Source organism: Paenibacillus sp. J22FR83 (assembly GCF_059691955.1).
This window is the reverse complement of the sequence record NZ_JCAUAM010000010.1, coordinates 215,210-228,959: the sequence shown is the minus strand read 5'-3', so window position 1 is coordinate 228,959 and position 13,750 is coordinate 215,210. Positions and strand designations below refer to the sequence as shown.

The following is a 13,750-nucleotide window of genomic DNA, read 5'->3' as shown; positions in this document are numbered from 1 at the left end:
GAAGGAGGGACTCTGATGAAAACGAGCTACTCAGACCGCGTGTTTTACGCTGTGAACCATGTTCTATTAATTTTGTTAGTGATTGTAACACTCTATCCGCTCATCTATGTCACTTTCGCTTCCATTAGCAACGGTGCGGAGCTTATCACCCATAAAGGCTTGCTTTATCGCCCATTGGGCTTTAGTTTGGAAGCTTATCAAAATGTATTTAAAAATCCATCGATCTTACAAGGCTACCGCAACACCCTATTTATTCTCGTCTTTGGTGTTACGACCAACCTTATTGTCACTGCGTTAGGGGCGTATGTACTCTCCCGTAAAAATGTTATGTGGAACAAAGTATTTATTTTCATCGTCATTCTCACGATGTTTTTCAGCGGTGGACTTGTTCCGATGTACCTTGTCGTGAAGGGCGTCGGACTCATCGACTCCTTGTGGGCCACCATTTTACCATTCGCCGTTAACACGTTTAACTTAATTATTATGCGTACCGCCTTTATGGCTGTTCCTGAGAGTTTGGAAGAGTCCGCCAAAATGGACGGCGCTAACCACTTCGTTATCCTATTTAAAATTATTATCCCGCTTTCCATGCCCGTTATCGCGGTTATGATCTTGTATTATGCGGTTGAGAAATGGAATGGATGGTTCTGGGCTTCGATCTTCCTGAAAGATCGTGAACTGTACCCGCTTCAGCTCACTCTTCGGGAAATATTAATAGCCAATAACACGGATATGATGTCTTCCGGTGCCAATGCTGCCGATCAACACCAGATTGGGGAAACGATCAAGTATGCCACCATCATGGTTGCCTCTGTTCCGATTCTGATCCTCTATCCGTTCGTTCAAAAGTATTTCGTGAAAGGCGTCATGATTGGCGCTGTCAAAGGGTAAACACCGCAAATGTCGTCTGCTCCGCTTTGGAGGGACGGCTTTTTTCGTTGTACAGCGACCTGAATATTTTCCTTCCTTAGGCAAGCGCATTGTCTGATAAGGCCCTTGTACATAGATTATAGGACAGTTTATTTTTTTACTTGGAAGGAGGAAACGCTATGCATATCGATCTTGGTTGCGGTCACCACAAGCATCTGAACTTCTACGGCATTGATCGCGTCCAGTTACCAGGCGTTGATTTGGTATGTGACATCAACGCGGGCATTCCATTGCCCGACAATTCCGTGGAATTTGTCATGGCTAGTCGCAGTCTTCCCTATATAACTGATTTGTTCGCTGTCATGTCTGAGCTTTATCGGATTTGTACGCACAAAGCGATTGTGTGCATACTCTCCCCTTATGCTCATCATTTCCGTCATATATCGAATCCCTATTTGAAGCACAAATTTGATGAATATACGCCTCGTTATTTGACGAATACCTTTCTTCAACCAGCAGGCAGTCCGATTTGCCCCCCTGTGCCTGAGTACCTTGAGCATATCGCGCCATTCGATTTCCGCCTCGTTCGCATGGAGTTCTTCTATGAGCCGCCTTTTTCAACAACGTTATATGAGCAGGACGAATTAGATATGCTGCAGTACGTGCAACCCAATCTAATAAGCGAGATTATGTATCATTTCGTGGTCGTTAAAAATGACATGCGAATTGATGATTGGCATCGCATCTGCCAGAAAAAGTATGATGAACCGAGCTGGGTCCCTTCTCTACGTCGTCAGAAATCACCCGACACGGAAGAGGTTGTCGAAGAGCTCGAGGTCATCCCCATCCCTCAATCAAAAAAGGAAACACCTGTGCTCCCGATGTCTAGCCATGCGTCGATTAAACCCTCAAAAAAACCAACCCAAACTCCTAAAAAGAAAACCTCCTCACGCAAGTAAGATTTTTCATTTGCTGTTATCATTTTTTCTTTTCTCTCATATCTTAAAACCATCGGCCTATTTTACTTTCCATCACCACACCGTTTACTCGAATCTGAGTAATGAACGGTTCAAATACTAGGGGGGTGACGATCATAGCTCTCGTCGTCAGGGCCACACTCAACGCAACTGGCGCGATTACGTTCACCGGAAATACACTTGGCCTAAGCCGTTCCAATACGGAAGGCGTACCGGGAACACAAGACAGCATCGGTGCTTTTACCACGACCAACACAGCCCTCAAATATGGAACATATCCATCAGGAACAACCAGTTTATATACGCTCAACAATTCCTCTGCCATCCTAACCCTTCCTGCTGGAAGTACCATTTTGTATGCTGAGTTGATTTGGGGCGGTTCTTATGTGAATGGCACGGTTAATTTAACCGCGTTTATTAACAATGCCGTCACGTTTACCACACCGGCAGGAACCAGCTCCATTACGCCAGACAATGCCACAAAGAATGAATTTGACTTAGGTGGCGGGGCACTCGGCTATGTCAGATCCGCTAACGTCACGACGCTCGTTCAACAAGGGATGGCTGGCACTTATACAACAGGAAATGTCGTTGGAACGATCGTAATTCCTGGTGATTCCACGGCCAACCATGCTGGTTGGACACTCGCTGTCATTTATCAGAACACCAGTTTGCCATTCCGGAATATGTCGCTGCGGGTGGGTGCTGTCCTTGTCCAATCGACATCTCCGCCAGTCAATACCACGATTACCGGATTCGCTACGCCAGTAACGGGTGCTCTAGGCGGCAGAGCCTTATTTAGCGCCCAGGAAGGAGATGCCAATCGAACCGGGGACCAAGCGTTATTCGGCCCGACAACCGGTTCATTAGTCGCATTGTCTGGACCCAACAACTTTGCCAATAACTTCTTTGCCTCCCAAATTAATAATGACGCAGGAAATCTGAACACCACAGGTACTTTCGGAAGTTCCAATCAAATAAATGGCGCACCAGGTACGAATATTAGTGCTGGACGGCAAGGTTGGGACATCACCAATATTGATGTTTCGGCGCGGCTCATTAACAATCAATCATCAGCTGTACTGCAATTAACGACCTCAGGGGACGCCTATGTCGTGAATGGCAATGGGATTCAGGTAGACATTAATGCGCCCAAAATTAATGTCACCAAAAGCGCGAACGTTGCTGGAACCGTCTTAGGAGATACCGTTACCTATACCGTTACTACGAGCAATACGGGAACTGCTAGTGCTGCTAGTATCGTCCTTTCAGATATACTGCCGACAGGTTCCACCTTTGTACCTGGGAGTGTCACCGTAGCTGGTATACCAAAGCCCACCTTCGATATTACGACAGGTGCTCCGCTCGGCTCGCTAGCTTTTGGCTCCTCTATTATCGTCACGTATAAAGCAACGATTACCAGTATTCCAACGCCTTCGCAGATCGGGAATACGGCGAATGCCGCCTTTACTTTCCAAAGTGTTGCAGGCGGTAATGTCATCACTGGCGTAATTCCGTCAAATACCGTAACAACGCCAATTTACGCGCCCAAAATTGGCATCGTGAAGTCTGCCAGCACCGCCAATGGCTCTGTGGGTAGTACAGTCACGTATACGTTGCAAGTCGCCAATACGGGAAATATCGGCGCTAATGTCACCATTACCGACAATATTCCCGCTGGTACGTCCTACGTGCCGAATAGCTTTCAAGTTAACGGCGTAACCGTCCCGGGAGCTAATCCCGTTACTGGTGTCAACATTGGAACCGTAGCCGCTGGCGGCACCTCAACTGTCACCTTCGCTGTTTTAATCAACACACTTCCTTCACCGCCACAGCTAGTGAACAAAGCCAATAGTACATACACGTTTCAACCTCCAGACGGTCGAACCATACCAGGTACTGCGGAATCGAATACCGTCACCATCCCTGTCCGACTGCCTAGCGTTGGAGCTGTCAAAAGCACGCTAGTCGTGGATGCTGTCGTAGGCGATACCTTTACCTACAGCACCGTCATCACGAACTCGGGTGTGGAGAGCGTCACGAATGTCATTATGACGGATATTGTTCCTGCTGGTGCTGTCTTTGTGCCTGGCAGTGTATTCGTAGGCAACGTTTCTAAGCCGACTGCCACCCCAGACGGCGGGATCGCCGTCGGCACCATTGGTGCTGGCAATTCAGTTACCGTCACTTTCCAAGTAACTGTCACTTCCTTGCCTGCCTCACAGCAGTTGGCAAATCAGGCAAGTATCTCCTATAGTTCAGGTACCTTTGCCGGAACCACGTTATCCAATACAACAACGACCCCTGTTTACAGGGCACAGGCTGCGATTAGCAAGTCCGTTAATAGTACAAATGCCACCGTCGGTGATACGCTCACTTACACGCTCACCGTGAACAATCAAGGAAATATTGCCATTCAACCCACCGTGGTTGATCTCATATCCCCATCAACCTCGTTTGTGCCTGGCAGTGTTACGATTAACGGCATCTCGAGTCCAGCTTCAAATCCTGCAACAGGAATTGCCACAGGGTCGCTGGCTCCATCTGGAACGGCTACGATTACGTTCCAAGTTATCTTGCAAAGCTTGCCTTCTCCACCAAGACTTACGAATTCTGCTACCGTAAATTTCACTTATCAACCGCCTGATGGACGCACTTTGTCCAGCAGTGCCACTTCCAATACGACTGACATTCCTGCCTCTGCTCCTAATGTAACAGTTAATAAGGCAGTGAACCTGTTATATGCAGCAGTTGGTGAAACACTGATTTATACGCTTGATATTCTCAATAATAGTGTTGTTACTGTGAACAATGTGGTGGTCAATGATTCGCTGCCGACCGGCGTTACATTCCAAGCCGGCAGTGTAACCGTTAATGGGGTTCCCAGATCTACAGCAGATCCCAATGTCGGTTTCACGCTGGGCAGCATAAGTCCAGGTGCCTCGGCACAGGTTGTTTTCAATGCTACTGTCACATCGGTTCCTAGTCCGCCTCAAGCTGTCAACCACGCCAGTCTTAGCTTTACCTCCGGATCTTTCTCGGGGGCTGCCTTCTCTAACTCTGTCACTACACAAGTGGAACAACCTATTCTGTCTCTTCTCAAGAGTGCGAGCGAGTCACTAGCCGTTATTGGTGATATTGTCACTTACACCATTGAAGCACGCAATACGGGTAGTATTGCAGCGGATGTCACTATTTTTGACAACATTCCCGCTGGTACTACCTTTATTGTGAACAGCTGTATTGTGGATAATGTCCCCCTGCCAGGCGTTGATCCAGTCAACGGTATTCCAGTGGGCACAATTCCTGTTGGCGGCGTGAAAATCGTTACCTTTGAGGTCGATGTCGTTTCTTTGCCAAGTCCACAACAGCTCGTCGATCAGGCAACAACCAGCTACACGTTTATGCTCACCGATGGCCGTACATTATCCGGAACAGGGAGTTCTAATACGGTGATCATTCCCGTATCCGCCCCTAACGTTACGGTGATGACAACAAGTAATGTCAGCTCTGCGATTCAAGGTGATACGGTTAAGTATACAATCGTCGTCACCAACCAAGGTGTTGCGAACGTCAACAATGTCGTTTTAACTAGCATTGCTGATGTAAGCACTTCATTCATTCCCGGAAGCGTCATCGTGAACGGTGTACCATCGCCGAACACGAATCCGTCCACCGGTATTCCAATCGGAACACTGGCTCCCAATACGCCGGTAACCGTGACATTTGAGGTGAAAATCACAATGCCAACGCCACAAATCATTAACCAATCTAGTGTCAGCTTTACATCCGGTACGTTCTCAGGCTCCTCCTCTTCCAATAATGTTGTCACACCCGTCACGCAAGCGAATCTGACGTTGCTGAAAACAGCCAACACATCGAATGCCACTGTTGGTGATACCGTCCTCTATAGCATACTTGTGACGAATACAGGCAATCTGGAAGCGAATGTGATTGTGACCGATACGATTCCAGCAGGAACCTCTTTCGTTGAGAACAGTGCGATTGTTGACGGTACACCTCAGCCAGGTGTTGATCCGATCACAGGCATTAATGCCGGTACGATTGCTGCAGGCAGCTCCAAGACAGTCTCCTTCTCGGTACTCATCAATACGTTGCCGAGCCCGCAAGTCATTAGCAATACCGGTACAGCTACCTATACCTTCTTTCCGCCAGATGGGCGTACGATAACGAGAACAGCGACATCCAACACCGTATCATTCCCAGTTTCTTCGCCTAACGTAGCTGTAAACAAAAGCACGCTATCTACAGCTCTCACTGTGGGAGATACCATCGTCTATAGTACCAGCATCATGAATAACGGGATTGTTCCCATTACGAATGTATCTTTCTCAGATCAAATTCCCGCTGGCGGAACCTTCGTTCCCGGAAGTGTTGTCATCGTGGGTGCACCGACACCTGTCGTTCCACCGAATCCAGCGACTGGTGTCTCCCTTGGCACAATTGCAGTTGGAGCTACTGTTACCGTATCCTTCTCGGTCCTTGTTACTTCAGTCCCAAGCCCCGCGGAATTTAATAATTTCGCATCTGTCACCTTCACTTCTGGCTCATTATCAAGCACTACCAATTCCAATACGGTTAACACGCCTATTTACCAACCTGTCGTTGGTGTGCTCAAAAGCGCGAACAGCACGAATGCCACTGTTGGCGACACCGTTGTCTACACGCTAAACGTCTCCAATACAGGAAACTACGCGGCTGACGTTACGATTTCGGACACGATTCCAGCGAGTACGACGTTCCTAGCTAACAGTGTCTTTGTTGGCAACGTACCTTGGCCAGGAGCTGATCCGGCGACAGGCTTTTCCATCGGTACAGTGGCTCCCAATACGACGGTACCGGTTACTTTTTCTGTCATTATCGATTCGCTGCCTAACCCGCAGGTCTTAACGAACACAGCGACAGCAAACTATTCATTTACGCTTCCGGATGGTCGTCCATTCAATCGCAGTGTGAATTCGAATACCGTTACGATCTCGGTATCATCGCCTGACGTTAGCATTGCCAAAAGTACAACGGTTACTGATGCTGTCGTGAACGATATCATTCCGTATAAATTCGTCATTATGAACAACGGGATTGCGCCCATTAATAATGTCGTATTCTCGGATCCGCTGCCTTCTGGAGAGGCTTTCATCCCTGGCAGTGTCGTCATTGTCGGCGCTCCAACGCCACCTGTTCCGCCGAATCCTGTGTCAGGTATTGCGCTAGGTACCATTGCAGTTGGTGCGACCGTTACGATTACATTCGATGTGAGAGTCACCTCCTTGCCTGACCCCGCCCAATTAAACAACTATGGGTCTGTAAGCTTTACTTCCGGAGCTTTCTCAGCGGTCACCTTCTCCAATACCATTACAACACCGGTCTATCAACCGATTCTAACCGCAGTCAAAAGCTCCAATTCAACAAACGCAACAATCGGCGATTTTATTATTTACACGATTAATGTCAAGAACTCAGGGAACATTGCAGCTGCTGTAACGCTCATTGACAACATCCCTAACGGTACAACATTCCAAACGAACAGCGTTGTTATTAACGGCATTACCCAGCCTGGAGCTGATCCTTCTGTCGGCATACCGTTCACTTCTCAACCAGGTGCTACGGACATCATTACCTTTGGTGTTGTGATTGTATCCCTGCCAACGCCTCAAACGCTCGTTAACACTGCAACGGCCAATTTCACATTTAGCCCTCCTGATGGGCGTATCATCGACGGATCTGTCACTTCGAACACTGTAACGATACCTGTCTCAGCACCGAATGTGTTGTTATCCAAATCCTCTCTTGCAACAGATGCTGTTGTAGGTGATGTTGTTCCTTATGAGGTTGTCATTACGAATAGTGGAATCACAACGATAAATAACGTACAGTTTTTTGATCCACTTCCAGCTTTCACAAGCTTCGTAACTGGCAGCGTGAAGATTAATGGGGTGACTGCACCTACTGCGAATCCAACGAATGGTATTTCACTTGGTTCCATTCCTGCAGGCAGCCAGATAACGGTCAGCTTCAATGTCACAGTTACGGCATTGCCTACATCTCAGCAACTTAGCAATCAATCGTCTGTCACCTTTACCTCGGGTGCTTTCTCTGCTTCAGCATTCTCGAACACGGTTATTATCCCTGTGTACCAGCCGATCCTTTCTGTACTCAAGGGCGCGAATACAACCAATGCTACTGTTGGAGATACAATCATCTATTCCTTAACACTTCATAATTCCGGGAATCTCCCAGCAGTTGCAACAGTGTACGATACGATCCCAACAGGTACCGCCTTTGTTCCAAACAGTGTTATTATCGACGGGGTAACACAACCAGGCGTAAATCCAGCCACAGGTATTGACGCGGGAACGATAGCTCCAGGTGCTTCAGTCGATGTCAAAATCACCTTGGAAGTGACCGTAGATGCGCTGCCATCCCCTCAACTGCTCTCTAACCAAGCGACAGCCAACTATACATTCTCACCACCAGATGGCCGTCTATTAAACGGCACTGTTCAGTCCAATATTTTAGTGATTCCTGTATCAGCGCCTAACGTAAAAGTAGTGAAAAGCACTGACGCCGTTGACGCTATTGTCGGCGATACAATCTTGTACACCATCGTCGTTACAAACAATGGTATTGAAACCGTCAATAACGTGGTGCTGACCGATCCGATCCCAACTGGAACCAGCTTTATCGTAGGAAGTGTCACTGTAGGCGGTGTTTCCAAGCCTGCGCTGAATCCGAGCACAGGTGTACCACTCAGTTCTATTCCTGCCGGTGGATCTGTTACGGTTACATTTGAGGTGACGGTCGTATGACGGCCGACTCCCACTCCACCAATCACCTTATTAATCAATCTGTCGTCAGATTTAGTTCGGGCACCTCCACCAGTCATTCCTACTCCAACATCGTAGATACGCCTGTGGTTGGTCCAATCATTACAGTGCTCAAAAAGGCAAACACCCATCTGGCCGTTCTCGGCCAGATCATCACTTATACGTTGTCGATCACCAATAAGGGTAACTTGGATGCACAAGTTACCCTTTTTGACAACATGCCCGAAGGTACAGCCTTCATACCAAACAGCGTCATTGTTGATAATATTCCATTGCCCATGGCTAGACCCGATCAGGGCATCCAACTAGGCATTATACATGTATGCCAAACCATTGAAGTCACCTTTCAAGTCATCGTCTTAGAAATACCAGCTAGTCGGCAACTGAAGAATCAAGCCACTACCGTGTATCATTTCCATACAGCTGGAGGGAGAGATGTTTCAGGAAGCTCGAAATCCAATACAATTATCATTCCGTTCAAAGAATCTCAAATAAAATTCACCAAACATGCCAGCTCTACTTCAACGTATGTTGGCGACACCGTCACCTTTTATTTCACCATCAAGAATAACGAAGCTTGTCCCATTCATCATCCTTTCTTTCAAGATGAATTACCTACTGGGGTTGCCTTTGTACCAGGAACTGTCAAAATCGATGGAGTTAGTTACCCGTCCGCAAATCCGAATGTAGGTATTAAACTTGGAGAGATCCCTGCGCATTCGGAAATCTCTCTTCAGTTTCAAGTGACTATCATGCATGTACCTACGTCCCACTGTTTTATCAATTCAGCTGTGCTCACGTATACCAACGAAGATGGCAAAGGGAAAATCGTTTCGAATACGATCTCCATTCACGTGTATGATCCTGCCCTGACTGTAGTTGAATCTGTGTTAGAACCTCAAGCTACGCTTGGAGATACATTAATGTACGAGATTACCATTACCAATCATGGCAATATTTCCACAGAGGTTCAGCTTTCCGATTTCATTCCTCAAGGCAGTTTCTATGTCGTTGGAAGTCTTACCATCAATGGCGTTCCCTATAGTCAGAAAGTTCTTCCAAGCTCCATTTCACTTGGCACGTTACAGCCTGGTGCGTCATTCCTGGTGAGATTCCAAATCACAGTTAGCTCGTTTGCTATTTCTCTAGATCAGAGACTGCTTATTAGTCAGGCTCATGTCCTATTTACCTATGTACTGCCGGATGGTCGCATCGTCTCTAATCAAATGCTCTCTAATCTAGTCAGTGTTGAGCTCCTACTGCCCATTGTGGATGTTCTACTCTCAGCTACGCCTCGTCAAGCTGAACCTGGTACAACGATTCATTATCAAATTCTAGTTGCCAATACTGGAAATTTAGCCGCGAATCAAGTGAATCTACTCGATTGGATCTCACAACTCAATACGCTTATTGCAGGATCCCTGCGGGTAAATGGCATTCTCATCCAAGAGGTCAATGTGAAACAGCCTTTGTTCCTAGGCAATCTACAATCTCGTTCCACCATTGAAATCACCTATGATGCGTCCATCATTCATCATTCCAATGTAAGACGTCTCACACTTCAAGTTCCTGCAACGTACGAGTACCAAGTGAATGTCCCTGTTCATAAAGGGACCGTGTTATCCAATGTAATCGTGATTAGAATTGATCATTCGGAGGAGTAACCGAGAAGCTGTTAGTCAAAAAAAGCAGCAGCCTAGGACGAGCAAATAGAGTCCTAGGCTGCTGCATGCTATTAGGTTTTCATTTCACAGACTGGAAGCACTAAACGTGTCTCCGCCTTCAATCGTTCCAGTGTCATAACCCTTATTGAACCAGTTCGCACGTTGTTGGGACGTACCGTGGGTGAAGCTTTCTGGCACGACGTAACCTTGTGCCTGCTTCTGCAGCCTGTCGTCGCCGACGGCACTCGCCGCACCCAGCGCTTCTTCAACGTCGCCCATCTCCAACAGGTTCATTTGCTGTTCGTGGTTCGCCCAAACACCCGCCAGGTAGTCGGCTTGAAGCTCAAAGCGCACCTGATACTGGTTATAATCTTTCTCGCTCAGTTTCTGCCGAAGCGCGTCTAGCTTCTTGGTCGTCCCCAGCAGCGTCTGTACATGATGTCCCACTTCGTGAGCAATGACATAGGCTATTGCAAAATCGCCCGGCGCTTGATACTTATCCTTAAGCTCTTGAAAAAAGCTGAGATCAATGTACAGTTTCGCATCTCCAGGACAGTAAAATGGCCCCACCGACGAAGATGCCGAACCGCAGGCTGACTGAACTTGTTCATTGTAGAGGACAAGCTTCGGATTGGTATAGGTCAAACCTTCCTTGCGGAACTCCTCTGCCCACACTTTCTCGGTATCCGCCAGCACCACAGAGACGAAATCCTTCATCTCCTTTTCCTGGGCAGATTCCGAGTAAGAGGTGCTTTGCTGCTGTGAGGTGCCCTGTAAGCCGCCAAGTAAAGCCTCGGTATTGCCACCTAGCAGCGTAATAATGATTACGATGACCAGCCCGAGTCCGCCTCCAATCATCCCCTTGCCGCCTGTCGACATGCCCCTGCGATCTTCAATATTCCCGCTTCCTTCTCTGCCTCTCCATTGCATACTTCATTCCTCCCTGGGTTCGTGAATTGCGTCTCCACTTAGCTGCCTGAAGACGCACAGATTAGAAATCACTTACCCAGAAATCCCTTGTTCCAAACAAAATGCCCGTTATTATTCTCTAACTTTAAACGCGACGCAATTTAGTTACTCGGCCATCCGAAATCCATTCAGCCACATACACATCGCCATGAGAGTCAGCACACACCCCGTGTGGAGAACTAAAACGATCGTCGCGATAATAGGTCTTCGCTAAATTCGGCCATCCCTGCTGCTTATATGCTTGCTGGTCTTCACCTAAATGAGCGACAAGCGTATCATCCTTGCTATCGAAAACGGTAACACGACTGTGAAGGTCAGGGAACAGCATGTAATCACCGGTAAAATAAAAACTGCACGGCATATCCATATCATTCGTAACGAATCGAATATGGTTGCCCTCAAGATCTACGACTTGAATGCGGAAGTTACCGCGATCCGCTACATAAAGCAGCGGCTCCTCCCCACCAAGCTTCACTGAGATGCCATGTGGACACTTAAATTTGCCAGGCTCACTCCCTGTTCCCCCAAAGGATGTGATATACTCCCCGTTCGCTGCATAACGATGAATCCAGTGTTGACCGTACCCATCGGTCACATAGATATCCCCATTCGGCGCTATAGCAAGGTCTGTCGGCTTGTATTTCTTCTCTTCATTGTATACTTCCGGAAGTTGTGGAGGTTGAATCTGTAGGACGATCTCTCCTTCTAGGGTTGTCTTTATAACTGTTCCTAGATTCACATCGGTCAGATAGAGGAATTCCTCGCCCTGTTCCACATGTAAATAAAAGCCGTGAGCACCATCTGCTATACCCGCTGCGGACCAGGAGCGCAGATATTCCCCAGACTGATTAAATACGGTAACATTCTCTTGTCCTGTGTGAAGGACATAGACATTGTCGTGCTGGTCTACAACGATCCCGTGCGTATATCCGAATGATTTTCCTTCGGGCAGCTTGCCCCACCCTTGTACAACTTCCGTCATAAATTGATGATTTCCTGTTTTCATATGAGGCTCCTTCTAATTAATTTAATTCGCTTTAGTTCTCAAATTACTTCCTTACCAATCCGTGAGGATCGATGACGAATTTCTTAGATGCACCACGATCAAACTCCGAGTAAGCTGCAGGAGCCTCATCTAGTGAAATCACAGTCGCATTTACCGCTTTGGCAATTTGCGCTTTGCCACTTAATATAGCCATCATCAGTTCCCGATGGTACTGCATGACCGGCGTTTGTCCGGTAACAAACGTATGGGACTTAGCCCAGCCAAGGCCGAAACGAATTTTCAACGTACCACTCTTCGCATCTGCGTCCACTGCACCAGGATCGCCTGTCACATAAAGGCCTGGAATACCAAGCTTTCCGCCGGCGCGAGTAACTTCCATAATGGAATTGAGCACCGTAGCAGGCGCTTCGCCATGTGCATGGCCATGGCCATGCGCCTCAAAACCGACACAATCGATAGCGGAGTCTACCTCCGGCACGCCCAAAATTTGATCGATTTGCTCGCCAAGGTTCGGATGCTCCTTCAAATTGACGGTTTCGCATCCGAAACTGCGCGCTTGAGCCAACCGCTCTGGATTTAAGTCACCTACAATGACCACTGCCGCTCCCAGCAACTGTGCTGAATGTGCAGCAGCCAAACCGACTGGTCCAGCCCCTGCCACATAAACCGTTGATCCTGGGCGCACGCCTGCGCTGACAGCACCGTGATATCCCGTTGGGAAAATGTCGGAGAGCATGGTCAGGTCAGTAATCTTCTCCATGGCTTGGGCTTTATCCGGGAATTTGAGCAACTGAAAGTCCGCATAGGGCACCATCACATATTCGGACTGTCCACCTACCCAACCTCCCATATCCACATAGCCATAAGCTGAACCAGGTCGATCCGGGTTCACATTCTGACATACGTTCGTGTTTCGTTCCTTACAACTACGGCACCTACCGCATGCAATGTTAAATGGAACGGATACGAGGTCGCCTTTCTTAATGAATTCGACATCGCGTCCAACCTCAATGACTTCACCTGTGATTTCGTGGCCGAGTACCAAACCGCTCGGAGCAGTCGTTCTTCCTCTCACCATATGCTGATCGCTTCCGCATATATTGGTTGTTACCACTTTTAGAATAACGCCATGCTCACACTTACGTCCGACATTAAGCGGGTTCACACCTGGTCCGTCAGACAGAACTAACCCTGGGAATTGAATATCTCTTACCTCTACTTTACCTGATTCAACATAGACTACGGCTCGATTTCCTGCCATAAACCATTCTCCTCTCATAACTCGGATGATATCACTTCTTCTTCGAATGAGGTCAATGAATTCTGGTTGCGCTTTCTATTTCTTTCTACATCGTACCTTTTCTATTTACATGAATCTTCTATTTTGCTAACCTATTTGTAGTGAAAACTAACTTTGTT

Annotated in this window: 7 protein-coding genes; 4 read left to right on the top strand and 3 right to left on the bottom strand. The window is 47.6% G+C overall.

Going from position 1 to position 13,750, the window contains the following annotated elements; all coding sequences use genetic code 11:
• The first annotated feature begins 15 nt into the window (after positions 1–15).
• From AC58PV_RS19370 to AC58PV_RS19355, 4 genes are all read left to right on the top strand, one after another.
• Positions 16–891: a carbohydrate ABC transporter permease gene (locus AC58PV_RS19370; RefSeq protein ID WP_497433959.1), complete on the top strand. Its 876-nt coding sequence runs from the start codon at positions 16–18 to the stop codon at positions 889–891.
• Between the two features lie 158 nt (positions 892–1,049).
• The gene (locus tag AC58PV_RS19365; RefSeq protein WP_497433958.1) at positions 1,050–1,829 is read left to right on the top strand and encodes a class I SAM-dependent methyltransferase; all 780 of its coding nucleotides are present in this window, start codon (positions 1,050–1,052) and stop codon (positions 1,827–1,829) included.
• Positions 1,830–1,954: 125 nt separating this feature from the next.
• A complete protein-coding gene (locus tag AC58PV_RS19360) occupies positions 1,955–8,674 on the top strand; it encodes a CLIPPER-2 domain-containing protein (protein ID WP_497433957.1) in 6,720 nt (2,239 codons plus the stop codon).
• Positions 8,671–10,356 (top strand): COG1361 family protein, encoded by a 1,686-nt coding sequence (locus AC58PV_RS19355; protein ID WP_497433956.1) that lies wholly within the window; start codon positions 8,671–8,673, stop codon positions 10,354–10,356. The genes AC58PV_RS19360 and AC58PV_RS19355 overlap by 4 nt, the downstream gene beginning before the upstream one ends.
• Before the next feature lie 84 nt (positions 10,357–10,440).
• On the opposite strand, the gene ypfJ is transcribed toward AC58PV_RS19355, so the two are convergent.
• The 3 genes from ypfJ to fdhA all read right to left on the bottom strand — a co-directional run bounded on the left by ypfJ (position 10,441) and on the right by fdhA (position 13,592).
• Positions 10,441–11,286, bottom strand: a complete 846-nt coding sequence (gene ypfJ, locus AC58PV_RS19350) for a KPN_02809 family neutral zinc metallopeptidase (RefSeq protein ID WP_497433954.1) — start codon at positions 11,284–11,286, stop codon at positions 10,441–10,443.
• A 124-nt stretch (positions 11,287–11,410) separates the two neighbouring features.
• On the bottom strand, positions 11,411–12,331 hold the full coding sequence (locus tag AC58PV_RS19345) for an NHL repeat-containing protein (protein ID WP_497433953.1): 921 nt from the start codon (positions 12,329–12,331) through the stop codon (positions 11,411–11,413).
• Positions 12,332–12,374: 43 nt separating this feature from the next.
• The gene (gene fdhA, locus AC58PV_RS19340) at positions 12,375–13,592 is read right to left on the bottom strand and encodes a formaldehyde dehydrogenase, glutathione-independent (protein ID WP_497433952.1); all 1,218 of its coding nucleotides are present in this window, start codon (positions 13,590–13,592) and stop codon (positions 12,375–12,377) included.
• Between the last annotated feature and the right edge of the window lie 158 nt (positions 13,593–13,750).